Origin of the sequence: Streptomyces sp. NPDC059695, assembly GCF_042733785.1 — a bacterium.
In the GTDB taxonomy this organism is placed as follows: domain Bacteria; phylum Actinomycetota; class Actinomycetes; order Streptomycetales; family Streptomycetaceae; genus Streptomyces.
Genome location: NZ_JBHWFF010000010.1, coordinates 218,114 through 241,648, shown reverse-complemented (window position 1 = coordinate 241,648; position 23,535 = coordinate 218,114). Strand labels below are relative to the sequence as shown.

Sequence of the window (23,535 nt, the reverse complement as noted above, 5' to 3'; positions counted from 1 at the left end):
GCGCGCGCCCCCCTCTGTCTGGCCGCCCCGCGGCGGCCGCCCCCCCCCCCCCCTCCAGCTCCTCCTGGGTGAACCGGGGAGTCCGGGTCAGAGGATCGCCCCGGGGGTGTAGGCGGCGGCCTCCGGGTGCTGCTTCAGGATCTCCTCGACGCGGGAGACCACGGACGCGACCTGATCGGCGGCGGCGCCCGTGAAGGACAGCTTGTCGGCCATCAGCTCGTCGAGCTGCGCCCGGTCCAGCGGGATCCGCTCGTCGGCGGCCAGCTTGTCGAGCAGCTCGTTCTGCACGGTGCCCTGCTCGCGCATGGCGAGGGCGGAGGCGACGGCGTTCTCCTTGATCGCCTCGTGGGCGACCTCGCGGCCGACCCCGGCGCGCACGGCGCCCATGAGGACCTTGGTGGTCGCCAGGAACGGCAGGTAGCGGTCGAGTTCGCGCGCGACGACGGCCGGGAACGCGCCGAACTCGTCGAGCACGGTGAGGAAGGTCTCCAGGAGGCCGTCCAGCGCGAAGAAGGCGTCCGGCAGGGCGACGCGGCGGACCACGGAGCAGGACACGTCGCCCTCGTTCCACTGGTCGCCCGCCAGCTCGCCGGTCATCGAGGCGTAGCCGCGCAGGATGACCATGAGGCCGTTGACGCGCTCGCAGGAGCGGGTGTTCATCTTGTGCGGCATCGCCGAGGAGCCGACCTGGCCGGGCTTGAAGCCCTCGGTGACCAGCTCGTGGCCCGCCATCAGACGGATCGTCTTGGCGATCGAGGACGGCGCGGCGGCCAGCTGCACCAGCGAGGTGACCACGTCGTAGTCGAGCGAGCGCGGGTAGACCTGGCCGACCGAGGTGAAGGCGTGCGCGAAGCCGAGGTGGCCGGCGATCCGCTGCTCCAGGTCGGCGAGCTTGCCCGCGTCGCCGCCGAGCAGGTCCAGCATGTCCTGGGCGGTGCCGACCGGGCCCTTGATGCCGCGCAGCGGGTAGCGGCCGAGCAGCTCCTCCAGGCGGGCGTACGCGACGAGCAGCTCGTCCGCGGCGGTCGCGAAGCGCTTGCCGAGGGTGGTCGCCTGGGCGGCCACGTTGTGCGAGCGGCCGGCCATGACCAGCTCCGCGTACTCGCCGGAGAGCTTGCCGAGGCGGGCGAGGACGGCGACCGTGCGGTCCCGCATCAGCTCCAGGGAGAGCCGGATCTGGAGCTGCTCGACGTTCTCGGTGAGGTCGCGCGAGGTCATGCCCTTGTGGACGTGCTCGTGGCCGGCGAGGGCGTTGAACTCCTCGATGCGGGCCTTCACGTCGTGCCGGGTGACCTTCTCGCGCTCGGCGATGGAGCCGAGGTCGACCTGGTCGAGCGCGCGCTCGTAGTCGGCGAGGGCGGCGTCCGGAACCTCGATCCCGAGGTCCTTCTGCGCACGGAGCACGGCGAGCCACAGCTGACGCTCCAGCTTCACCTTCTGCTCGGGGGACCAGAGGACGGCGAGCTCCGCGGAGGCGTAGCGGCCGGCCAGAACGTTGGGGATGCGGGGCTTCGCAGTCACAGCAGTCACGTGGACAGAGTTTACTGGTGGTTTCTGCAGGCCAGCGCCACGGTCCCGTGTGGAGCTTGCTACGAGACGCAGGTCACGCGCGCGGGTGTCCCCCGCCTACGGACCGGCCGGCGACTCGTACGGCAGCAGCTCGGGGCGCTTGGGCGCGCGACCGTCCCCCGAGGAGCGGCCGGTCAGGCGCCGTCCGATCCAGGGTCCCAGATGCTCCTTCGCGAAGCGGGCGTCCGCGATCCGGCGGCTCGCCCAGCCGGGCTGTACGGCCGGGGGCAGCGGCGTGCGCCAGTCCTCCTCGGGTGCGAGGCCCAGCGCCTGCCAGACGGCCTCGGCGACCCGCCGGTGCCCGTCGGCCGTCAGATGGAGCCGGTCCACGTCCCACAGCCGGGGGTCGCCGAGCGACGGAGCCCCGTACAGGTCGACGACCAGGGCGCCGTGCTCGGCGGCGAGCCCGTCGATGTGGGCGAAGAGCTGCTCCATGCGGGGCCGGAAGCGCTCCATGACCGGCCCTTCGCGGCCGGGGCTGCGCATGAGCACCAGCTGCCCGCAGGAGGGTGTGAGGCGTTCCACTGCCTCGGTGAGCAGGTCCCGGACGCGGACCATGTCGACCTTGGGGCGCAGGGTGTCGTTGAGCCCGCCGACCAGGGTCACCACATCGGCCTTCATGCCTGCGGCCAGGCCGACTTGCTCGTCGACGATCTGGCCGATGAGCTTGCCGCGCACGGCGAGGTTGGCGTAGCGGAAGCCGGGCGAGCGGGCGGCGAGCCGGCCCGCGAGGACGTCGGCCCAGCCCCGGTAGGAACCGTCGGGCTTCAGGTCCGACATACCCTCGGTGAAGCTGTCCCCGACGGCGACGAGACTGTTGTACGTGGCATTGATCTCCATGGCGGAGCGATCATACCGCGCGGTATGCGCGGGTGCCGTGGAGAACCCGGGAGGGGAGATCCGATGAGCGACGCGCTCCTGAGCACGCTGGCCGAGGCGCTGGCGGAGCTGGTGACGGCGGTCGAGACCTCCGACGACGAGGACCTCGATCCGGACACGGCCGTGAAGTGGCTGGAGAACACCGGGCACACCCTGTCCAGACTCGCGGCGGCCGACCGCCGCGCCCTCGACGGCCTCTTCCGCGAGGCCGCGCTGCGGCACCCGCCGGGGCCCCGGCGGGCCGACCTGACCCGGGTCGCCGAGCACCTCTGCGGCCCCGGAGGCCCCGGAGGAGTTGTCCCGGCCGCTCTCACCGCCCTGCCGGGCGGAGGCGGGGCGTCCGCGCCCGGCTCCGGTTCTGCCGCCGACGCCCACGCGGCCACCTGCGCGGCCGTCGCCGAGCACGTACGGAACTTCGCCGCCCTCGTGCGGGACGCCGATCCGGCGACACCGGTGCCCACCTGTCCCGGCTGGACGCTCGCGGACCTGACCCGCCACCTCGGCGCGGTCCACCGCTGGACCGAGCACCTGGTGCGGGCCCGGGCCACCGTCCGGGTCCCGGTGGAGGACGTCCCGCTCGATCCGCCGGCGGATCCCGCCGCGCACGCCGACTGGCTGACCGCCGGTGCCGAGAGCGTGCTCACGGCCCTGAGCACCGCCGACCCGGACGCTCCGGTCTGGTCCCCGGGGGCGGACCCGCACGTCCGCTACCACCCCCGGCGGCTGCTCGCCGAGGCGGTCGTCCACCTCGCCGACGCCGCACTCGCCCTCGGGGAGGACGCTCCGTCGACCGACCCCCGCACCGCCGCCGACGCGATCGACCACTTCCTCACCGACGCCCCGTACATCCCCTGGATCGCCGAGCCGCTCGCCCACCTCGACCGCGACGGCGCCGTCCTGCGCCTCGCCGCCCGGGACACCGGCTTCGTCCGGACCCTCGCCCTCGGCGACGGGGGCTTCAGGTGGACCCGGGGGAGCGGGGGCCCCGAACCGACCGCCGGTGTCGTCGCGGCGGACACCGGGGAGCTGCTGCTCCTGCTGCACCGCCGGTACGCGGCCGGCGACCCGCGCTTCGCGCACACCGGCGACCGGGACCTGCTCGACGACTGGCTCGCGGCCACCGCGCTCTGACACGCCGGAAGGGCCCCGGGATCCACTCCCGGGGCCCTTCCTTTCAGTGCGTCACGGCGTCACGGCGTCACGGCGCCGCCGGGCGCCCCACCAGCTCCCGCAGCACGTCCTCCATCGTCACCAGGCCCGCCGGCTTGCCGTCCTCGTCGAGCACGGCGGCCAGGTGGGTCCGGCTGCGGCGCATCGCGGTGAGGACGTCGTCCAGCGGCGTCGCCGCCCGCACCCGGGCGATCGGCCGCAGCGCCGACACGGGGAACGGCAGGTCGCGCGGGGTGATGTCCAGGGCGTCCTTGACGTGCAGGTAGCCCAGGATGCGCCGCTCGGCGTCGACCATCGGGAAGCGGGAGAAGCCGGTCCGCGACGACAGCGCCTCCAGCTCCTCCGGGGTGGTGCCGACCTGTGCGTACACCACCTTCTCGGCCGGCATCACGACGTCCCGCACGGGACGCCGGCCCAGCTCCAGGGCGTCGTGCAGCCGCTCGGCGGCCCGGTCGTCCAGGAGACCCGCGTCGCCCGCGTCGGTGACCATCCGGGCCAGCTCGTCGTCCGAGAAGGTCGCCGAGACCTCGTCCTTGACGTCCACCCGCAGGAGCCTGAGCAGGGCGTTGGCGAAGGCGTTGATCGCGAAGATCACCGGCCGCAGCGCCCGCGCCAGCGTCACCAGCGGCGGCCCGAGGAGCAGGGCGGAGCGCGTCGGCTCGGCGAGCGCGATGTTCTTCGGGACCATCTCGCCGAGCAGCATGTGCAGGTAGGTCGCGACCGACAGCGCGATCACGAACGAGATCGGGTGCACCAGGCCGTGCGGGACGCCGACGGCGTCGAAGACCGGTTCGAGCAGGTGCGCGATGGCCGGTTCGGCGACGATGCCGAGGACCAGGGTGCAGAGCGTGATGCCGAGCTGCGCCGCCGCGAGCATCGCGGAGACGTGCTCCAGGCCCCAGATGACGCTGCGCGCCCGCCGGTTCCCGGACTCGGCCAGGGGTTCGATCTGGCTGCGGCGGACCGAGATCAGGGCGAACTCGGCACCGACGAAGAAGGCGTTGACGACCAGCGTGAGCAGACCGATCAACAACTGGATCGCGATCATCGGCCGGCCTCCCCGGACTCGTCCCCGGCGTCCTGCGCGGGGGCGTGCAGCAGCACGCGCGCGGCGCGGCGGCCCTGGGCGTCGACGACGTCGAGCCGCCACCCGGCGAGCTCCACGCTGTCCCCTGCGGCGGGGATCCGGCCCAGCTCGTGGGCGACGAAGCCCGCGAGCGTCTCGTACGGGCCGTCCGGCGCGCGCAGGCCGATCGCGGCCAGCTGGTCCGTGCGGGCGGCGCCGTCGGCGGACCACAGCTCGCGCCCGTCCTCGTCCTCGCCCGCCCGTGCCAGGTCCGGCGTCTCGTGCGGGTCGTGCTCGTCGCGGACCTCGCCGACGACCTCCTCGACGATGTCCTCCAGGGTGACGACCCCGGCGGTGCCGCCGTACTCGTCGATGACGACGGCCATGGTCTGCCGGCCCGAGAGCCGGTCGAGCAGCCGGTCCACGGTCAGCGACTCGGGGACGAGCAGCGGCTCGCGCAGCATCTCGCCGATCCGGCGGCGGGGCCGCTCCTCGGCGGGTATCGCGAGCACGTCCTTGATGTGGGCGATGCCGACGACCGCGTCGAGGCTGCCCCGGTAGACGGGGAAGCGGGACAGGCCGGTCGCGCGGGTCGCGTTGGCGACGTCCTCGGCGGTGGCCTGCACCTCCAGGGCGGTCACCTGCACGCGCGGCGTCATCACGTTCTCCGCGGTCAGCTCGGCGAGGTTGAGGGTACGGACGAACAGCTCGGCCGTGTCGGCCTCCAGGGCGCCCTCCTTCGCGGAGTGCCGGGCGAGCGCCACGAGCTCCTGCGGGGAGCGCGCGGAGGCGAGCTCCTCTGTCGGCTCCATGCCGAGGCGGCGCAGGATCCGGTTCGCGGTGTTGTTGAGGTGGCTGATCAGCGGCTTGAAGGCGGCCGTGAACACCCGTTGCGGGGTGGCCACCACCTTCGCCACGGCGAGCGGCGAGGAGATCGCCCAGTTCTTGGGGACCAGCTCGCCGACGACCATCAGGACGACGGTCGACAGGGCGGTGCCCAGGACGAGGGCGACCGAGGAGGCCACCGAGGCCGAGAGGCCGAGCGCCTCCACGGGGCCGCGGAGCAGTGCGGCGATCGAGGGTTCGGAGAGCATGCCGACGACCAGGTTGGTCACGGTGATGCCGAGCTGCGCGCCGGAGAGCTGGAAGGTGAGGGAGCGGACGGCCTTGAGGGCGCTCGCGGCCCCCCGCTCGCCGCGCTCGACGGCGTCCTCGAGCTCGCCGCGCTCGACCGTGGTCAGCGAGAACTCGGCCGCGACGAACGCACCGCACGCGAGAGCGAGCAGGAGCGCCACCACGAGCAGAAGCACTTCGGTCATCGGTTCACCTCCGTCCCATGATCAGTCAGCGGGAGGGGGATCGCTCGATGTCGATGGTCGGAACCAGTGCTACTGGGAGGCTCGCCCATGGGCGGACGCTCACACCTTTCGGTCGTCGGGGGATGAGAGACCATGGTAAAGGATCGGCAAAGCGGGGTGATGGCCGGGCCCGCTCACGCGGTGAACGGCTTCACCCACCGGCGCCACTGCTCCTGGCGCTCGTACCCCGCGGCCCCCCACGCGGCGTGCGCCGTCTCGTTCGCCACCAGGACCATCGCGTCCGCGCGCCGCCCGCCGAGTGCGGCGAAACGGTCCTCCGCCGCGCGCAGCAGCGCCGTCGAGATGCCCTGCCGGCGGTGCGAGGGCAGCACGGCCAGCCGGTAGAGCGAGGCCCGCCAGCCGTCCCAGCCGGCGATCACGGACCCCACGATCCGGCCGTCGGGCAGCGTGGCCAGGATCAGCGCCTCGGGATCGCGCTCCAGGAGCCGGGTCACCCCGCGCACGTCGTCCGAGATGGACGTCCCCTCGGCGGACTCCCGCCAGAACTCCAGGACGGCCTCCGCCTCGTCGGTCAGGGCGGCGCGAATCTTCACATCGATCATGGCCCGATCCCATCACGCCGGGCGCCCCCGCTGCCAGGGTTCACCGCCGGGCCGTGCCCAGGACACAGGGAGAGGACGGCAGCCGGGGGCCCTGCTCCGGTACGTCGAAGGAGCGGTGCGCGACGAGGTCGAAGCCGGCCGTCCCGATCGCCGCGAGCGGCGCCCGGGAGGTGTGGCAGCCGCCGAAGAGCAGGGGCCAGACCGTGCGGTCCAGGCCGCGCTGCACCCGCGCGAGGCCGGGCGTGTCCGCCGCGCCGTGCTCGAAGAACCGCAGCTCGCCGCCGGGACGCAGGACCCGCCGCAGCTCGGCGAGGGCCGCCGGCACGTCCCGTACGGTGCACAGCACCAGCGAGGCCACCGCCGCGTCGAAGGACCCGTCGGGCTCCGGCAGCGCCTCGGCGGTGCCCGGCACCACGGTGACCGGTACCGGGGCCCGGCGCGCGGCCTCCTCGGCGAGAGCACGCAGATGTGCCTCCGGTTCGACGGCGAGGACCCCGGTGACGCCGGCCGGGTAGTGCGCGAAGTTCAGGCCGTTCCCCGCGCCGATCTCCACGACCCGGCCGGAGAGCCCGGCGAGCAGCTCGGTCCGCAGGGCGGCGAGCCCGCCCCGCGCGTCGGCCGAGGCGCTGAACCGGGCGTAGAAGCGGGCGAACCACGGGTGGTGGACCCGTGGAGGCGAGCCGTGGCGCGTCATCGTCGGTCTCCTCAGCCCGTCACGAAGCAGAACTCGTTGCCCTCCGGGTCCCGCATGACCTGGAAGGAGCCCTGCTCGTCGGTGACGAGCCCGCCGACCGTGACCGCCCCGAGCGGCAGCGCCTCCTCGGCGGCCCGTGCCGGGTCCGGCACCTCCAGGTCGAGATGGAGCCGGTTCTTCGCGGCCTTGCCCTCCGGCACCCGCTGGAAGGCGATCCGTACGAACTCCGGCGGATCCACGTACGACCAGTCCTCGCTCCGGTCGACGGGCTCACCGCCCAGGAGCCCGGCCCAGAAGCGGACGAGCGCCGCCGGGGCCGCGCAGTCGAAGACGATCTCCTGAACGTGTGCGCGCATGACGTCAGCCTACGGAGACCGGAGCCGCCTGCGCCTCCGCGAACGCCTCCGCGTCCCAGGCGCCGCCGAGCTCCGCCGTCAGCCAGCCGCCCGCCGCCGCCCGGAACTCCGCCGGGTCCAGCGCCCCCGACCCCTCCGGTACGGCCCCGAGCAGCGGAGCGCCCGCCGCCTGCGGCAGGTCCACGAGGTTGCAGCGCGCCGCGAGGTCCGGTGCGTCCGGCCAGCTGCCGACGACCACGCCCAGCTGCTCGATCCCGCGGGCCCGCAGCGCCTCGGCCGTCAGGGCCACCGAGTTGAGCGTCCCCAGGCCGGCCGGGGCCACCACGAGGACCGGAGCCCCGAGCAGCGCGGCGGCGTCGGCGAGCGTGCCGCCCTCCTCGTCGAAGCGGACGAGCAGCCCGCCCGCCCCCTCCACGAGGACCAGGTCGTGCGCGTCCGCCAGCTTCCGGGCGGCCTCGGCGACCTCCCGGGGGCCGACCGGGGCGAGCCCCGCCCGGCGGGCCGCGGTCCCGGGGGCCAGCGGCTCGGGGAAGCGGCCCAGCTCGGCGGAGGCCGCGGCGCCCGAGAGCCGTACGACCTCGTCCGCGTCGCCCCGGTCGTCCGGCCCGACGCCCGTCTGCGCGGGCTTCAGGACGGCGACGGACCGCCCGGCGGCCGTGGCGACGGCGGCGACGGCCGCGGTGACGACGGTCTTGCCGATCTCGGTGCCGGTGCCGCTGACGACGATGACGGTCATGAAGATGTCCTCTCTCACTGCTGTACAGGGGGGGGCGGCCGGGCGGGACCGCGCCCACGCGGGCGCGGTCCCGCCCGTGGTCAGCCCGCGGCCGCGGCCGCCCGCACCGCCGCGCAGATCCGGGCCAGGTCCTCGTCGCCCGTCACGTACGGCGGCATCGTGTAGATCAGGTCGCGGAACGGGCGCAGCCACACGCCCTCCCGGACCGCCGCGCGCGTCGCCGCCGCCATGTCGACCTCGTGGTCGAGCTGGACCACGCCGATCGCGCCGAGCACCCGCACCTCGCGGACGCCCGGGAGACCGGCCGCCGGGGCGAGCCCGTCCCGCAGCCCCGTCTCGATCCGCTTGACCTCGACCTGCCAGTCCTGCGAGAGGAGCAGGTCGATCGAGGCCAGGGCGACCGCCGACGCCAGCGGGTTCCCCATGAACGTCGGCCCGTGCGCCAGGACCGGGACCTCGCCGCGCGAGATCCCGTCGGCCACCCGGCTGGTGCAGAGGGTGGCCGCCATCGACAGATAGCCGCCGGTCAGCGCCTTGCCCACGCACATCACGTCGGGGGAGATCCCGGCCTGGTCGGCGGCGAACAGCGTGCCCGTCCGGCCGAAACCGGTCGCGATCTCGTCGAGGACCAGCAGGACGTCATGCGCGTCGCAGGCCTCCCGCAGCACCCGGAGGTACGCCGGGTCGTGGAAGCGCATCCCGCCCGCGCCCTGCACGACCGGCTCCACGATGACCGCGGCCAGCTCGTGCGCGTGCTCGGCGATCCGGCTCCGCAGCAGCTCCGCGTACGACTCCTCGTACGCGGCCGGCGGCGCGTCCACGAAGACCTGCGGCTGGAGCACCCCCGTCCACAGCTCGTGCATCCCGCCCTCCGGGTCGCACACCGACATCGGCTGCCAGGTGTCGCCGTGGTAGCCGCCGCGCCAGGTGAGGAGCCGCTGCTTCCCGGGACGGCCCAGGGAACGCCAGTACTGCAGGCACATCTTGGCCGCGACCTCGACGGAGACCGAGCCCGAGTCGCTGAGGAAGACGTGCCGCAGCGGCTCCGGGGTGATCTCCACGAGCCGGGCGGCGAGCCGGACGGCCGGCTCGTGGGTGAGCCCGCCGAACATGACGTGGCTCATCTTCTCCAGCTGACCGCTCACCGCCTCGTTGAGCACGGGGTGGTTGTAGCCGTGGACCGCCGACCACCACGAGGACATGCCGTCGATCAACTCGTCCCGGCCCTCGGCGGGTTCGGCGAGCCGGAGCCGCACACCGGACGCGGACGCGACGACCAGCGGCTCCGCACGGCCCGGCATGGGGCCGTACGGATGCCAGACGTGCGCCCGGTCCAGGGCGAGGAGTTCGCCGTTGCCGAGGGGGTCGCCGTCACGCATTCGGCGCGAGGTCCGTCCCGGCGCCCCGGCGGCGCACGGCCACCAGGTCGGTGCGGGCCTCGTTCGCGGCGGGCGCCGCCGGAGCCGCGTGACCGCCGCAGGGACCGCAGCCGCCGCCCTCCTCGCCGTGCGAGCCGCAGCCGGACGCGGCCTCCGAGCCGCAGCCCGCCGAGGACGCCGTACCGCAGCCGCCCGTCGCGCCGGCCGCCGCGAGGGCGTCCGCGCGGTGCTTCGGCAGCGTGGTCGTCCCCGCGCCCTCCACCTCGAAGCCCGCGTCCGCGATCATGTCCAGGTCGGCCTGGCCGGCCTGGCCCTCGCTGGTCAGGTAGTCGCCGAGGAAGATCGAGTTCGCGATGTTCAGCGCCAGCGGCTGCATCGAGCGCAGGTGCACCTCACGGCCGCCCGCGATCCGCACCTCGACGTCGGGGCAGACGAACCGGACCATCGCGAGGATCCGCAGGCAGCGCTGCGGGGTGAGGTTCCACTCCTTGGCGAGCGGGGTGCCCTCGAAGGGGATGAGGAAGTTGACCGGCACCGAGTCGGAGTCGAGCTCGCGCAGCGCGTAGACGACGTCGACGAGGTCCTCGTCGGTCTCGCCCATGCCCGCGATCAGGCCCGAGCAGGCCGACAGACCGGCGGCGTGCGCCTTCTGCACGGTGTCCACCCGGTCGGCGTACGTGTGGGTCTTGGTGATGCCCTCGTACGTCGCCTCGGAGGTGTTCAGGTTGTGGTTGTACGCGTCGGCGCCGGCCTCCCGCAGCCGCTCCGCCTGGCCGTCCGAGAGCAGACCGAGGCAGGCGCACACCTCGACGCCCTCGTTCTGCTCCTTGATCGCCTCGATGGTCTTCCCGACGCGCTCCACGTCCCGGTCCGTCGGACCGCGGCCGCTGGCCACCAGGCAGACCCGCTTCGCGCCGCCCGCGACGCCCGCCGCCGCGGCCTGCGAGGCCTCGTCCGGCTTCAGCCACGTGTACTTGAGGATCTCGGCCTTCGAGCCGAGCCGCTGCGAGCAGTACGAGCAGTCCTCGGGACAGAGACCGGACTTCAGGTTGACCAGGTAGTTGAGCTTGACCCGGCGCCCGAACCACTGACGGCGCACCTTCCCGGCCGCCGCCACCACATCGAGCAGTTCGTCGTCGGAGGTCGCCAGGACGGCGAGCGCTTCTTCACGGGTCGGCAGCTCGCGCCGCAGCCCCTTCTCCACCAGTGTGTTCAGGAGGTCCATAACCCGAGATCCTTGCCTACCGCCCGCCCCCGGGCCAAGGAGGATCCGAACAAACGCCTCCGATCGAGGTGTGTGGATGACCACATCCCGACCTCGGCATCCTCCGGTTAGGGTCTGTGCGCTGCCTACAAAAGGATCGCCGCATGCCACGGGACGACGACGCGCCGGCCGCGGGCCCGCACCGCACCGCCTTCGACTGGACCGACGCCGAGGCGCGCCGCCGGGCCGAGGCCGGTCTCGTGCGGACGCTGCGGCCCCGCGCGGCCGAGTCGGACCTCCTGGACCTGGCGGGCAACGACTACCTCGGCCTCACCCGCCGCCCCGAGGTCACCGAGGCGGCGGCCGAGGCGGCCAGGCGCTGGGGCGCCGGTGCCACCGGCTCGCGGCTCGTCACCGGCACCACCCGGCTGCACACCCGCCTGGAGCGCGAACTGGCGGAGTTCTGCGGTTTCGAGGCGGCCCTGGTCTTCTCGTCCGGCTACACCGCCAACCTCGCCGCGCTCACCGCGCTCGGCGGCCGGGACGCCCTGATCGTCTCCGACGCCTCCAACCACGCCTCGATCGTCGACGGCTGCCGCCTCGCGCGTGCCGAGACCGCCGTCGTCCCGCACACCGACCCCGAGGCCGTGGCCAAGACCCTGGACGCGCACCCGGGGCGCCGGGCGCTGGTCGTCAGCGACTCGGTCTTCTCCGTCGACGGTGACAAGGCCCCGCTCCGCGAGCTCGCCGACGCCTGCCGCGCGCACGGCGCCGGACTCGTCGTCGACGACGCCCACGGCTTCGGCGTCCTGGGCGACGGCGGGCGCGGCGCCCCGCACGAGGCCGGGCTCGCGGGCGACGAGGACGTCGTCGCCACCCTGACCCTCTCCAAGTCCCTCGGCAGCCAGGGCGGGGCCGTCCTCGGCCCGGCCCGGGTGATCGAGCACCTGGTGAACGCGGCCCGCACCTTCATCTTCGACACCGGGCTCGCCCCGGCCGCCGCGGGCGGCGCGCTGGCGAGCCTGCGTCTGATCGCGGCCGAACCGGGCCTGGCCGGGCGGGCGCGTACGGTCGCCACCACCCTCCACCGGCTTCTCACGGAGGCCGGCCTCACCGCGGCGCGTCCCGACGCGGCCGTCGTCTCGGTCCACGCGCCCTCCCCGGAGGCGGCGCTGCGCTGGGCGGCGGACTGCCGCGACGCGGGGCTCGCGGTGGGCTGCTTCCGGCCCCCGTCCGTCCCGGACGGCATCTCGCGGCTGCGGCTCACGGCCCGGGCCGACCTGTCGGACGCGGAGATCGGGCGCGCGGTGGAGACGATCCTGCGGACCGCACCGGCCGTCTGACATCCCGTCGGGAGCCTCAAGGTCGTTCACGGGCGGCAGAGTTCACCGCTTCGGGCGACAGATGGGGACATATCTTGGTGGAACGCCCGGCGGAGCGGCAGGATCGGTGGGACTCTGACGCGAAGCGCGATCCGGGGCCGAAGCCCCGGCGGGAAAGGGACAGCGTCGCCATGGCAGACCACCAGGAAGCATCCGTCACGCTGCCGAGCGACCCCGCGTCGGTCCCCACGGCCCGGCGGTACGTCGCGGAGGTCCTCGACGGGTGGGGCCTGGACGGTGCCGACGACCTGGCGGACGCGATCCGCCTGATGGTCTCGGAACTGGCCACCAACGCGGTCGTGCACACCTTCGGCCAGTCGCCGACCTTCACGGTCGACGTCCGCCTGGAGCGCGAGGAGCGCCTGCACATCGGGGTCACCGACAGCCATCCGCGGTGGCCCCGCCGGCTCCCGGCGGCGGTCCAGCAGGACAACGGCCGGGGCATGGTCATCATCCGGTCCCTGGCCGCCGAGGCGGGCGGCCGGCTCTCGGTCACTCCGACCGAGGAGGGCGGCAAGACGGTCTGGATCACCCTGCCGTGGACCCGGACGGCCGCCTCGTACGCCTGACGCCCCGGCCCGGGGGTGCGGCGGCGCCACCGCGCCCCCGGGCCGGTCAGTGCCCGGCGGGCGTCATCGGACGCGGCCGTAGGAGACCTTCGACGTCCAGATCTTGTCGAGCTTCACCCAGGACCCCGTCTTGGGCGAGTGCCAGATCCTGCCGCTTCCGGCGTAGATGCCCACGTGGTAGACGCTCCCGCCGGAGTGGAAGAAGACCAGGTCCCCCTTCTGTCTGCTGGACGCGGAGATGTGCCGGGTCTTGTTGTACTGCTGCTGCGCGGTGCGGGGCAGCGACTTGCCCGCCTTCTTGTACGCGTAGAGCGTCAGACCGGAGCAGTCGAACCTGGAGGGTCCGGCGCTCCCGTACCGGTACGGGGCTCCCTTCTTGGACGCGGCGACGCTCAGTGCCTTGTTCGCGTAGGTGGTTGCCGCCTGGGCCTGCGACGCCGCACCGGGTGCGAGCATCGTGCCGCCGACGGCGGCGAGGGTGAGAGCCGAGACGGCTCCGGCCCGGGACAGCAGGGACGGGACGTGCATCTGCGCAGTCATGCGCAACCCTTCGTCAGCCGCCTGCGAAGGATGACCTGTCGGGTTCGGGCTGGCGAAGATGCCCGGCCGCGGCTGCGGCTTCACCCCAAGGGACGGCCCCGCTGCGGAAACAGCGCGTACGTCCCGTACTGCTCGGGTCCTCCACTCCTGCCGATCCACTCCTGTCGACCAGACATCCGGGACAGCGGCAGGACTCGGCGTCCGCCCGGACCGCCCCGCCTCGGATGGCGGGGGCTTGTCGTCGACAGGGATCTTGACCCACAACGAGGGCGAAATCCGAGCTGAAACGGCGATATGTGAGGCTCCTCACGACTGATCCATTCGGGTGGACAGGCTGCTTTCGTGATCGTCGGAGGTTTGGCCCACGAGCCCCGCACCAGCAACGGAATGCCCTATTCCGCCAGATGTGTACACCTGTTGCGCAACTCACCCCACACCATTGTCGACTCGTCGACTACGCCGAACGGGGGAGCGATCCTGCGATCCGCGTCGGCCGTCCGGACCTCGACACGACATGCCGGAATGTCAACTCTCGGGTGTGCGGGGGACCGTGACGCGGCCGGTGCGGCGCTCTCCGTCCAGCACCCTCAGCGCGCGCGCCAGGGTGTCCGCGTGCACCTCGCTCTCGCCCCGCACGTGCATGAGCGTCAGGGCCCCGAGCAGCGCCTCCGCGCGCCCCACCAGGGCCTGCGCCGCCCGCAGCGCCCCGTAGGTGTGCGTGCCCCTGGACGGGTTGATCCTCCCCAGGAGGTCGACGACTTCGAGGTAGGCGTCGACCAACTCGCCCTCGGCCCGCGTCAGCGCGGGCAGCGGCGGCAGCTCGGGCACCACGGCCGGCTCACCGCGCCGCGCCGGCGTCGCGCCGGCTCGTGATCACGTGGTCCACCAGGCCGTACGCGACGGCCGCCGGCGCGTCCAGGACGGTGAGGCGGTCGATGTCGGCGTCGATCCGCTCCCGGCTCCGCCCGGTGTACTCGGTGAGCATCCCGGCCACCAGGGCGCGCAGCCGCAGCAGCTCGCGCGCGTGGATGTCGAGGTCGCTCGGCTGCCCCTGGAGGGGTTCGTCCATGGCCGGCTGACGCAGGGTCACGCGGGCGCCGGGGAGGGCGAGCCGCTTGCCCGGGGTGCCGGCGGCGAGCAGGACGGCGGCGGTGGAGGAGGCCTGGCCCAGGCAGGTGGTCGCCACGTCGCAGTGGAGCGTCCGCATCGTGTCGTGGATCGCGGTCATGGCGGTGATCGAGCCGCCGGGGGAGTTGATGTAGAGCGAGATGTCCTGGCCGGGGGCCGCGTGATCGAGGTGCAGGAACTGTGCGATGACGTCGTTGGCCGAGATCTCGTCGATCGGCGTGCCGAGGAAGACGATCCGGCCTTCCAGGAGCTTCGAGTACGGGTCGAGGGTCCGTGCACCGAAACCGGTCCGCTCCGTGAACTCGGGCAGGACGTAGCGGGCGTCCATGGCTGAGCACCTCCAGCTGTCTGTAAAAAATGTACAGGACGTACAGGCCGTAAGATGAGGAGCATGACCTACGAGATCCCGGTGACGCAAGCGCGGGCAGAGCTCGCCGACCTCATCAACCGCGTCGTCTACGGCGGCGAACGCGTCGTCGTCACCCGCCACGGGAAGCCGCTCGTCGCCCTGGTCTCCGCCGCTGACCTGGAGGAACTCGAGGCTGCCGAGAAGCCCGCCGACGAGCAGGTGGTCAGTTCGCTCTCCTCCCTGCGCCCGGTCGACTCCGCTCCCGGCGAACAGCGCCGCTTCGGCATCGCCGCCCACCACCGCGATCCCGGCGCCTCCTGACGGGCTCTCCCGGCGCGGGGCACGAAGAAGCCGCGCACCCCCGTCCGCTACAGCGGGGGTACGCGGCCGTCGGGGGGTGCGGTCTCAGTTCACCGGCACCGGCGCGGGGACCCGCTCCGGCGCGGGAGCCGCCTCCGTCCGGCGCCGGGCGCCCAGCGCGGTCGCGGCCAGGCCCGCCGCCGCCCAGAGGGCGAGGACCAGGACGGGGCGGCCCGCCGCCGCGCCGTCGAAGGCGGAGACCGACCGGAGGGCCGAGCCCGCGGCGCCCGGGGGCAGCCACTGGCCGAGCGCACCCACGCCGGTGGGCAGCAGCTCCGGCGCGCTCGACATCCCCGAGAACGCGTTGCCGAGCAGGATCGTCAGGGCGGCCCCGAGCCCGAAGCCGGGCTTCCCCAGCAGCGTCGCGAGCCCCGCGAAGGCCGAGCCGATCGCCAGCACGGTCAGGCCGAGGATCCCGGCCTCGGCCCACCAGTCACCGGTCAGCGCGCCGAGCCAGCTGTCGGCGAGCGCCGCGCCCACGAGCCCCGCGAGCGCCGACGCGCCCGCCAGGACCGCCGCGGCACGTGCGCCGCGCAGACCCAGCAGGACCGTGACGACGCCCGTGGCCGCCCCGGCGAGGGCCAGGGGCAGCAGGCTCGCGCCGAGCACGGCGCCGCGCGGGTCGCCCGCAGGTGCCGCGACCACGTCCGTCACCGCGACCGGTGCACCCGCCGGGGCCTGCGCGGTCACGGCTTCGCGCAGCAGTCCGGCCACGACGGGGCTGCCCGCCGAGGCCGTCAGGAGCTCCGTACCGCCCGGGGTGACGACGACGGCTCCGTACACGTCGCGGTCCTCGATCGCGGCCCGGGCGGCGCCGGCGTCCGCGTACCGGTGGATCTCGAAGGCCCCGGCGTGCCGCCCGAGCCCCCGCTCGACCGCCTCGGCCGCGGCGGCGGGCCCGGCCACGCCGATCGGCAGGTCGCGGGGGGCGATGCGCGCGGCGGGCCAGGCGAAGACCGCGAGGACCAGGGCGGCGACGACGGGTATCAGCAGGAGGACCGCGAGGGTTCTGCGCCCGACGGCGGCCGAGGGGGCGGTGGCGGCGGACATGACGGCCTCGATTCAAAGAGAAGGATCGTTCGTTTTACTGCGGGCCCAGCGTGCGCCGCCCCTTGGAAGTTGTCAAGAATGAACATTCGTTTTAGGTTCGGGCCATGGCACGTGTCTCCCAGGAACACCTCGACGCCCGCCGGCGCCAGATCCTCGACGGCGCCGCGCGCTGCTTCGCCCGCAACGGCTTCCACGCGACGTCCATGCAGGACGTGCTCGCGGAGGTGGGGCTGTCCGCAGGGGCGGTCTACCGCTACTTCCGCGGCAAGGAGGAGCTGATCGGGGCCATCGCCACCGAGGCCTTCACCTCGATCCGGGCCGCCTTCGAGGAGGCCTCCCGCGCCACGCCGCCGCCCACCCCGGACGTCCTGCTCGGCGCGGTCCTCCGGCTCTTCCTGGAGGAGCGGGTCGAGGGCGCCGACCGGCAGGCCTTCGCGCGCCTGATCATCCAGGTGTGGACCGAGACCCTGCGCAACGAGGAGCTGGCCCGGACCCTCGTCGAGGGCTACGACGGCATGCGGGTCGCCTGGACCGGGCTCGTGACCGCGTACCGGGAGAGCGGTCTGCTGCGCGCCGACGTCCCTTCCGACCATGTGGCACGCACCCTCATCGCCACCGCCCAGGGTTTCATCGCCCAGCAGGCGCTCTTCGGCGACGTGGCGGTCGAGGTCCTGGAGGACGGACTGCGTGGCCTGATGTCGATGTCCGTACCGAAGGGGACCACTCCGGCTTGATGATCATGAGATCGCAAAGTCCGAGTTAACCAGCCGGAAAAACTTCCGCCCTAACGTGCAATGTCTTGCCGCGCACCGCATCTCCGCAGTTCAACAAAGTGTTGACGGTCGGTAGGGTCCGCAGCTGTCCGGGTCCCGTCCCGGTCGACGACTGTGAGGTGGAAGAGTGCAACTGAGCCCGCACGAGCAGGAGCGCCTGCTCATCCATGTGGCGGCCGACGTGGCCGAGAAGCGCCGGGCCCGCGGTGTGCGGCTCAACCACCCCGAGGCCGTCGCACTCCTCACGTCCCACATCCTGGAAGGCGCCCGCGACGGCCGCACCGTCGCGGAGCTGATGGCCTCCGGGCGCAAGGTGCTCACCCGCGACGAGGTCATGGAAGGCATCCCCGAGATGATCCACGACGTCCAGGTCGAGGCCACCTTCCCGGACGGCACCAAGCTCGTCACCGTCCACGACCCGATCATCTGAGGGGCGGCCGCAGATGATCCCCGGAGAGATCCTGTACGCGGACGGTCCCGTCGCCCTCAACGAGGGGCGCCCCGTCACCCGCCTGACCGTGCTCAACGCCGCCGACCGGCCCGTCCAGGTCGGCTCCCACTACCACTTCGCCGAGGTCAACCCCGGCCTGGAGTTCGACCGCGCCGCCGCCCGCGGGCGGCGGCTGCACATCGCCGCGGGCACCGCCGTCCGCTTCGAGCCCGGCATCCCCGTCGAGGTCGAGCTCGTGCCGATCGCCGGCCGCCGGATCGTCCCCGGCCTGCGCGGCGAGACCGCCGGCCCCCTCGACGCCCCCGGCTCCTCCGAGACCACCCGACAGGACAAGGACGGCGACCGTGCCTGACCTCCACCGCGCCGTCTACGCCGACCTGTTCGGCCCCACCGCCGGCGACCGCATCCGGCTCGCCGACACCGACCTCCTCGTCGAGATCGAGGAGGACCGCTGCGGCGGCCCCGGCCGCGCGGGTGAGGAAGCCGTCTTCGGCGGCGGCAAGGTCATCCGCGAGTCCATGGGCCAGGCCCGCACCACCCGCGCCGAGGGCGCTCCCGACACCGTCATCACCGGCGCCGTGGTCATCGACCACTGGGGCGTCGTCAAGGCGGACATCGGCATCCGGGACGGCCGCATCACCGCCCTCGGCAAGGCCGGCAACCCCGACACGATGGACGGGGTCCACCCCGACCTCGTCATCGGCCCCGAGACCGAGATCATCGTCGGCAACGGCCGCATCGTCACCGCCGGCGCCGTCGACACCCACGTCCACTTCATCTCGCCGACCGTCGTCGAGCAGGCCCTCGCCACCGGAGTGACCACCCTCGTCGGAGGCGGCACCGGACCGGCCGAGGGCACCAAGGCCACCACGATCACGCCCGGCCCCTGGCACATGGCCCGGATGTTCGAGGCCCTGGACACCTTCCCCGTCAACATCGGCCTGCTCGGCAAGGGCAACACGATGTCCCGGGAGGCGATGCACTCCCAGCTGCGCGGCGGCGCCCTCGGCTTCAAGATCCACGAGGACTGGGGGGCCACCCCCGCCGTCATCGACGCCTGCCTGGGCGTCTGCGAGGAGACGGGCGCCCAGCTCGCCATCCACACCGACACCCTGAACGAGGCGGGCTTCGTCGGCGACACCCTCGCCGCCATCGCCGGACGCACCATCCACGCGTACCACACCGAGGGCGCCGGCGGCGGGCACGCCCCCGACATCATCACGGTCGTCTCCGAGCCGTACGTGCTGCCCAGCTCGACCAACCCGACCCGGCCGCACACCGTCAACACCATCGAGGAACACCTCGACATGCTGATGGTCTGCCACCACCTCAACCCGGCCGTCCCCGAGGACCTCGCCTTCGCCGAGTCCCGCATCCGGCCCTCCACCATCGCCGCCGAGGACGTCCTCCACGACCTGGGGGCCATCTCGATCATCTCCTCCGACTCCCAGGCCATGGGCCGGATCGGCGAGGTGATCATGCGGACCTGGCAGACCGCCCACGTCATGAAGAAGCGCCGCGGCGCCCTGCCCGGCGACGGCGCCGCCGACAACCACCGGGCCCGCCGCTACGTCGCCAAGTACACGATCAACCCGGCCGTCGCCCAGGGCATGGGCCACCTCGTCGGCTCGGTCGAGCCCGGCAAGCTCGCCGACCTGGTCCTCTGGGAGCCCGCCTTCTTCGGCGTGAAGCCCCTCGTCGTCGTGAAGGGCGGCCAGATCGCCTACGCGCAGATGGGCGACGCCAACGCCTCCATCCCCACGCCGCAGCCGATCCTGCCCCGCCCGATGTTCGGCTCCCTCGGCCGCGCCGCGGCCGCCGGTTCGATCAACTTCGTGGCGCAGGCGGCGATCGAGGACGACCTGCCCCAGAAGCTCGGCGTCCACAAGGAGTTCGCCCCCATCGGCTCCACCCGGCGGGTCACCAAGGCCGACATGCGCGAGAACGACGCACTGCCCCGGGTCGAGGTCGACGCCGACACGTTCTCGGTCAGCATCGACGGCGAGACGGTCGAACCGGCCCCCGCCGCCGAACTGCCCATGGCCCAGCGTTACTTCCTCTTCTGATGTCGCGCGCGACCCTCCTCGTGCTCGCCGACGGGCGATTCCCCGCCGGCGGGCACGCCCACTCCGGCGGCGCCGAGGCCGCCGTCCGGGCCGGCCGCATCGAGGACGCCGCCGGCCTGGAGACCTTCTGCCGAGGCCGCCTGCACACCACGGGCCTCACCTCCGCCGCGCTCGCCGCGGGAGCCGCGCACGGACTCGACCCGTACGAGCTCGACGCGGCGGCCGACGCCCGTACCCCCTCTCCGGCCCTGCGCGCCGCCGCCCGCAGACTCGGCCGGCAGCTGATGCGGGCCGCCCGCGCCACCTGGCCGAGCCCCGAACTCGACGCGCTCGCCGCCGCGTTCCCGCGCGGCGCGCACCAGCCCGTCGTCCTGGGCACCGCCGCCCGTGCCGCAGGGCTCGCCCCCGAGGACGCGGCGCACTGCGTCGCGTACGAGACGGTCGGCGGACCGGCGACCGCCGTCGTCCGCCTCCTGAGCCTCGACCCCTACCAGGCCACCGCCGTCCTGGCCCGCCTCGCACCCGAGATGGACCAGGTGGCCGAGCGCGCCGCCGCGGCCGCCCGGGAGGGGATCGACGCCCTGCCCGCCGCCTCCGCACCGCTGCTCGACCTCATGGCCGAACAGCACGCGGCCTGGCCCGTCCGCCTCTTCGCGTCGTGAGCGCCGCGCCCGCGCACCGCCTCCTGAGCACCGCCTCCTGAGAATCCTGGAGCCCCCCATGCACCTCGACCACGCCCACACCCACCACGGCGCCGTCTCCGCCGACGCCCACCGCCCCGACGGCACCCGCCGCGCGCTGCGCATCGGCCTCGGGGGACCGGTCGGCTCCGGCAAGACCGCCACGGTCGCCGCCCTCTGCCGGGACCTGCGCGACACCCTCTCCCTCGCCGTCGTCACCAACGACATCTACACCCGCGAGGACGCCGAGTTCCTGCTCCGCAACGCCGTCCTGCCGCCCGAGCGGATCCAGGCCGTGGAGACCGGGGCCTGCCCGCACACCGCCATCCGCGACGACATCTCCGCCAACCTGGAGGCCGTGGAGGACCTGGAGGACACCGTCGGGCCGCTCGACCTCATCCTCGTCGAGTCCGGCGGCGACAACCTCACCGCCACCTTCTCCAAGGGACTCGTCGACGCCCAGATCTTCGTCATCGACGTGGCGGGCGGCGACGACATCCCGCGCAAGGGCGGCCCCGGCGTCACCACCGCCGACCTCCTCGTGATCAACAAGACCGACCTCGCCCCGCACGTCGGCTCCGACCTGGAGCGGATGGCCCACGACGCCAAGGCGCAGCGCGGCGAACTGCCCGTCGCCTTCACCTCGCTGCGCGGCGAGAACGGCGTCGCGCCCGTCGCCGACTGGGTCCGCGCACAGCTCGCGGCGTGGACCGCGTGAGCCTGCGCGCCACCGCCCGGATCGCCGCCGACGCCGACGGCGGACTGCCGCTCCTGGTGAGCGACGGCCCCCTCGCCCTGCGCCGCACCCGGGCCGCCGGACCGTACACCCGGGTCACCGTCGTCGGGGCGATGAGCGCCCCGCTCGGCGGCGACCGGCTCGCGATCGAGACCGAGGTACGGGACGGGGCCCGGCTCCAGGTCGACTCGGCCGCCGCCACCCTGGCCCTGCCGGGGCGGAGCAACGACCCCGCCGCGTACGACGTCCGGATCTCCGTCGGCGACGGGGCGGTGCTGCGCTGGCTGCCGGAACAGCTCGTGTCCGCCGCCGGCTCGCACCTGCGGATGCGCACCACCGTCGACCTCGCCCCCACGGCACGGCTCGTCCTCCGCGAGGAGCAGGTACTCGGCCGGCACGGTGAGCCGCCCGGCACCCTCGCCACCCGCCTCACCGTCCGCCGCGCCGGCCGGCCCCTGCTCGACCAGGAGCTCGCCTTCGGGCCGGGCGCGCCCGGCGGCTGGGACGGCGGAGCGGTCCTCGGCGGCCACCGGGCCACCGGGCAACTTCTCGTCGTCGACCCGGCGTTCGCCGAGAAGCCGGTGGAGACGCGGCTGTACGGGGAGAACGCCGTGGCCGGCCCGCTCGCCGGGCCCGCCGCCCTCGTCACCGCCGTCGCACCGGACGCGCTCACGCTGCGCCGCGTCCTCGACGAAGCACTTGCCGGACTCGCCCCGTTCTGACCGTCTCCGCACGTTCACCGCTCAGCGGTACACCGCTCACCGGTTATTGGTTCGGCAAAGAAACAGGTGTTCGCTCTTTCATCGCGAGCCCCAAGAGCGAAAGGATCCCCCGGACACACAGACTCCTTCTGGGGGAGGACCATTGAGACGCACAGCAGTGCTCGGCTCGGCCGGCACTCTGATAGCGGGCACGCTCATGGCGACCGCGCTGGCGGCGCCCACCGCCGGCGCCGCCACCGGCCACGACCGTGACGACGAGGCGCGCGGCGCGGCCGTGGCCGCCGCCCGGGCCGCCCAGGCCGGCATCGACTGGCAGGACTGTCCGGCCGACTGGGGCCTGGAGAAGCCGATCCAGTGCGGCTGGGTCACGGTCCCGGTCGACTACGCCAAGCCCAACGGCAAGACCATCAAGATCGCGGTGGACCGCGCCAAGTCCACCGGCACCGCGGGCGAGCGCCAGGGCGCGCTGCTCTACAACCCGGGCGGCCCCGGCGGCTCCGGCCTGCGCTTCCCGCGCCGGGTCACCACCAAGAGCGCGCTCTGGGTGAACACGGCGAAGGCGTACGACTTCGTGGGCTTCGACCCGCGCGGTGTCGGCCACTCGGCGCCCATCTCCTGCGTCGACCCGACCGAGTTCGTCAAGGGCCCCAAGGCGGACCCGGTCCCGGACAGCGAGGCGGACAAGCTCGCCCAGCGCAAGCTGGCCGCCGAGTACGCCAAGGGCTGCGCCGAGAAGAGCGGCGCCATGCTGCCGCACATGACGACGCGCAACACCGCCCGTGACCTCGACGTCATCCGGGCCGCGCTCGGCGAGAAGAAGCTCAACTTCATCGGCGTCTCCTACGGCACCTACCTGGGCGCCGTCTACGGCACGCTGTACCCGGACCACGTGCGCCGCATGATCGTCGACAGCGTGGTCAACCCGGCGAAGAGCAACATCTGGTACCAGGCCAACCTGGAGCAGGACATCGCCTTCGAGGGTCGCCTCAAGGACTGGATGAACTGGGTCGCCCAGAACGACGCCACCTACCACCTCGGCGACACCCTGGCGAAGGTCCAGCAGCAGTGGGTGACCCTGCGCGCCGCCGCCAAGAAGGCGCCCCTGGGCGGCAAGGTCGGACCGGCCGAGCTCATCGGCTTCTTCCAGAGCGCCCCGTACTACGACTCCTCGTGGGCCCCGGTCGCCCAGGCCTGGAGCGCCTACGCCGCCGGTGACCCGCAGCCGCTCATCGACGGGGCCGCCGCGGACCTCACCGACACCGCGGGCAACGCCGCGTCGGAGAACGGCAACGCCGTCTACACCGCCGTCGAGTGCGCGGACGCGCCCTGGCCGACGAGCTGGCGGAAGTGGGACCGCGACAACTCCCGCCTCCACGAGCAGTACCCGTTCATGACCTGGGCGAACGCCTGGATGAACCTGCCGTGCGCCACCTGGTCCGGGCCTTCGCAGAAGCCGACCCAGGTCAAGACCGGCAAGGGCCTTCCGCCGGTGCTCATCGTCCAGTCCGAGCGTGACGCGGCCACGCCGTACGTCGGCGCGGTCGAGCTGCACAAGCGCTTCAAGGGTTCGCGCCTCATCACCGAGAAGGGCGCGGGTTCGCACGGCGTCACCGGTCTGGTGAACCCCTGCATCAACCCGAAGGTCGAGACGTACCTGCTGACCGGCAAGGTCGACGCGACGGACCAGGTGTGCGCCCCGCACGCCACTCCGAAGCCGTAACACCTCCCGGAACCGGGTGAGGGAGGGGCGGGCCG

The 23,535-nt window shown here is 73.5% G+C and carries 26 protein-coding genes and 1 riboswitch; of the genes, 12 read left to right on the top strand and 14 right to left on the bottom strand.

Annotated features, from left to right (window positions below; genetic code table 11):
• Positions 1-87: 87 nt before the first annotated feature.
• Together purB and ACFV2S_RS15540 are read right to left on the bottom strand one after the other, a co-directional pair.
• Positions 88-1,530, bottom strand: a complete 1,443-nt coding sequence (gene purB, locus ACFV2S_RS15545; protein ID WP_385558312.1) for an adenylosuccinate lyase — start codon at positions 1,528-1,530, stop codon at positions 88-90.
• Positions 1,531-1,626: 96 nt separating this feature from the next.
• The gene (locus ACFV2S_RS15540; protein WP_385558309.1) at positions 1,627-2,409 is read right to left on the bottom strand and encodes an SGNH/GDSL hydrolase family protein; all 783 of its coding nucleotides are present in this window, start codon (positions 2,407-2,409) and stop codon (positions 1,627-1,629) included.
• A gap of 63 nt (positions 2,410-2,472) precedes the next feature.
• Here ACFV2S_RS15540 and ACFV2S_RS15535 point away from each other — a divergent pair, with 63 nt between their 5' ends.
• Positions 2,473-3,579 carry a maleylpyruvate isomerase N-terminal domain-containing protein gene (locus ACFV2S_RS15535; protein WP_385558306.1) on the top strand — a complete coding sequence of 369 codons (1,107 nt, stop codon included), beginning with the start codon at positions 2,473-2,475 and terminating at the stop codon, positions 3,577-3,579.
• A gap of 67 nt (positions 3,580-3,646) precedes the next feature.
• Here the strand turns inward: ACFV2S_RS15535 and ACFV2S_RS15530 are convergent, their stop codons facing one another.
• The 8 genes from ACFV2S_RS15530 to bioB form a co-directional block, all read right to left on the bottom strand.
• Entirely contained in the window at positions 3,647-4,666 is a 1,020-nt protein-coding gene (locus ACFV2S_RS15530; protein WP_383799304.1) for a hemolysin family protein, read from the bottom strand.
• The gene (locus tag ACFV2S_RS15525) at positions 4,663-6,003 is read right to left on the bottom strand and encodes a hemolysin family protein (RefSeq protein WP_385558303.1); all 1,341 of its coding nucleotides are present in this window, start codon (positions 6,001-6,003) and stop codon (positions 4,663-4,665) included. The genes ACFV2S_RS15530 and ACFV2S_RS15525 overlap by 4 nt, the downstream gene beginning before the upstream one ends.
• Positions 6,004-6,176: 173 nt before the next feature.
• Positions 6,177-6,605 carry a GNAT family N-acetyltransferase gene (locus ACFV2S_RS15520; protein ID WP_385558300.1) on the bottom strand — a complete coding sequence of 143 codons (429 nt, stop codon included), beginning with the start codon at positions 6,603-6,605 and terminating at the stop codon, positions 6,177-6,179.
• A gap of 40 nt (positions 6,606-6,645) precedes the next feature.
• Complete coding sequence (locus ACFV2S_RS15515) at positions 6,646-7,299, bottom strand: class I SAM-dependent methyltransferase (protein WP_385558297.1); 654 nt, start codon at positions 7,297-7,299, stop codon at positions 6,646-6,648.
• Positions 7,300-7,310: 11 nt separating this feature from the next.
• A complete protein-coding gene (locus ACFV2S_RS15510; protein ID WP_385558294.1) occupies positions 7,311-7,655 on the bottom strand; it encodes a VOC family protein in 345 nt (114 codons plus the stop codon).
• A 4-nt stretch (positions 7,656-7,659) separates the two neighbouring features.
• A complete protein-coding gene (bioD, locus tag ACFV2S_RS15505; protein ID WP_385558291.1) occupies positions 7,660-8,391 on the bottom strand; it encodes a dethiobiotin synthase in 732 nt (243 codons plus the stop codon).
• 80 nt (positions 8,392-8,471) lie between these two features.
• Positions 8,472-9,770, bottom strand: a complete 1,299-nt coding sequence (locus ACFV2S_RS15500) for an adenosylmethionine--8-amino-7-oxononanoate transaminase (RefSeq protein WP_385558288.1) — start codon at positions 9,768-9,770, stop codon at positions 8,472-8,474.
• Positions 9,763-10,995 (bottom strand): biotin synthase BioB, encoded by a 1,233-nt coding sequence (gene bioB, locus ACFV2S_RS15495; protein WP_383789402.1) that lies wholly within the window; start codon positions 10,993-10,995, stop codon positions 9,763-9,765. The genes ACFV2S_RS15500 and bioB overlap by 8 nt, the downstream gene beginning before the upstream one ends.
• A 143-nt stretch (positions 10,996-11,138) precedes the next feature.
• Between bioB and ACFV2S_RS15490 the strand changes: the two genes are divergently transcribed.
• Complete coding sequence (locus tag ACFV2S_RS15490) at positions 11,139-12,317, top strand: 8-amino-7-oxononanoate synthase (protein WP_385558284.1); 1,179 nt, start codon at positions 11,139-11,141, stop codon at positions 12,315-12,317.
• 170 nt (positions 12,318-12,487) lie between these two features.
• On the top strand, positions 12,488-12,925 hold the full coding sequence (locus ACFV2S_RS15485) for an ATP-binding protein (protein WP_385558281.1): 438 nt from the start codon (positions 12,488-12,490) through the stop codon (positions 12,923-12,925).
• 63 nt (positions 12,926-12,988) lie between these two features.
• On the opposite strand, the gene ACFV2S_RS15480 is transcribed toward ACFV2S_RS15485, so the two are convergent.
• The 3 genes from ACFV2S_RS15480 to ACFV2S_RS15470 all read right to left on the bottom strand — a co-directional run bounded on the left by ACFV2S_RS15480 (position 12,989) and on the right by ACFV2S_RS15470 (position 14,921).
• Positions 12,989-13,465 (bottom strand): C40 family peptidase, encoded by a 477-nt coding sequence (locus ACFV2S_RS15480; protein WP_385558278.1) that lies wholly within the window; start codon positions 13,463-13,465, stop codon positions 12,989-12,991.
• A gap of 3 nt (positions 13,466-13,468) precedes the next feature.
• Positions 13,469-13,590: riboswitch (cyclic di-AMP (ydaO/yuaA leader) on the bottom strand.
• Positions 13,591-13,990: 400 nt separating this feature from the next.
• Positions 13,991-14,296, bottom strand: a complete 306-nt coding sequence (locus ACFV2S_RS15475) for a hypothetical protein (protein WP_383789413.1) — start codon at positions 14,294-14,296, stop codon at positions 13,991-13,993.
• A gap of 7 nt (positions 14,297-14,303) precedes the next feature.
• Positions 14,304-14,921: an ATP-dependent Clp protease proteolytic subunit gene (locus ACFV2S_RS15470; protein WP_385558275.1), complete on the bottom strand. Its 618-nt coding sequence runs from the start codon at positions 14,919-14,921 to the stop codon at positions 14,304-14,306.
• Between the two features lie 63 nt (positions 14,922-14,984).
• On the opposite strand from ACFV2S_RS15470, the gene ACFV2S_RS15465 reads away from it, so the two are divergent.
• Complete coding sequence (locus tag ACFV2S_RS15465; RefSeq protein ID WP_383789418.1) at positions 14,985-15,263, top strand: type II toxin-antitoxin system Phd/YefM family antitoxin; 279 nt, start codon at positions 14,985-14,987, stop codon at positions 15,261-15,263.
• Positions 15,264-15,347: 84 nt separating this feature from the next.
• Here the strand turns inward: ACFV2S_RS15465 and ACFV2S_RS15460 are convergent, their stop codons facing one another.
• Positions 15,348-16,352 (bottom strand): ABC transporter permease, encoded by a 1,005-nt coding sequence (locus ACFV2S_RS15460; protein ID WP_385558271.1) that lies wholly within the window; start codon positions 16,350-16,352, stop codon positions 15,348-15,350.
• A gap of 104 nt (positions 16,353-16,456) precedes the next feature.
• Between ACFV2S_RS15460 and ACFV2S_RS15455 the strand changes: the two genes are divergently transcribed.
• From ACFV2S_RS15455 to ACFV2S_RS15420, 8 genes are all read left to right on the top strand, one after another.
• Positions 16,457-17,086, top strand: coding sequence for a TetR/AcrR family transcriptional regulator (locus ACFV2S_RS15455; RefSeq protein ID WP_385558268.1), 630 nt, complete (start codon positions 16,457-16,459; stop codon positions 17,084-17,086).
• 166 nt (positions 17,087-17,252) lie between these two features.
• Positions 17,253-17,555 (top strand): urease subunit gamma, encoded by a 303-nt coding sequence (locus tag ACFV2S_RS15450; protein ID WP_385558265.1) that lies wholly within the window; start codon positions 17,253-17,255, stop codon positions 17,553-17,555.
• 13 nt (positions 17,556-17,568) lie between these two features.
• Positions 17,569-17,928, top strand: coding sequence for an urease subunit beta (locus ACFV2S_RS15445; RefSeq protein WP_383789429.1), 360 nt, complete (start codon positions 17,569-17,571; stop codon positions 17,926-17,928).
• Positions 17,921-19,642 carry an urease subunit alpha gene (locus ACFV2S_RS15440; RefSeq protein ID WP_383789431.1) on the top strand — a complete coding sequence of 574 codons (1,722 nt, stop codon included), beginning with the start codon at positions 17,921-17,923 and terminating at the stop codon, positions 19,640-19,642. Before ACFV2S_RS15445 ends, ACFV2S_RS15440 begins: the two co-directional genes overlap by 8 nt.
• Positions 19,642-20,304 carry an urease accessory protein UreF gene (locus ACFV2S_RS15435; protein ID WP_383789434.1) on the top strand — a complete coding sequence of 221 codons (663 nt, stop codon included), beginning with the start codon at positions 19,642-19,644 and terminating at the stop codon, positions 20,302-20,304. Before ACFV2S_RS15440 ends, ACFV2S_RS15435 begins: the two co-directional genes overlap by 1 nt.
• A gap of 58 nt (positions 20,305-20,362) precedes the next feature.
• Complete coding sequence (ureG, locus tag ACFV2S_RS15430; protein ID WP_383789437.1) at positions 20,363-21,040, top strand: urease accessory protein UreG; 678 nt, start codon at positions 20,363-20,365, stop codon at positions 21,038-21,040.
• Entirely contained in the window at positions 21,037-21,780 is a 744-nt protein-coding gene (locus ACFV2S_RS15425; protein WP_385558354.1) for an urease accessory protein UreD, read from the top strand. The genes ureG and ACFV2S_RS15425 overlap by 4 nt, the downstream gene beginning before the upstream one ends.
• A 142-nt stretch (positions 21,781-21,922) precedes the next feature.
• Positions 21,923-23,500: an alpha/beta hydrolase gene (locus ACFV2S_RS15420; RefSeq protein ID WP_385558260.1), complete on the top strand. Its 1,578-nt coding sequence runs from the start codon at positions 21,923-21,925 to the stop codon at positions 23,498-23,500.
• The last annotated feature ends 35 nt before the right edge of the window (positions 23,501-23,535 follow it).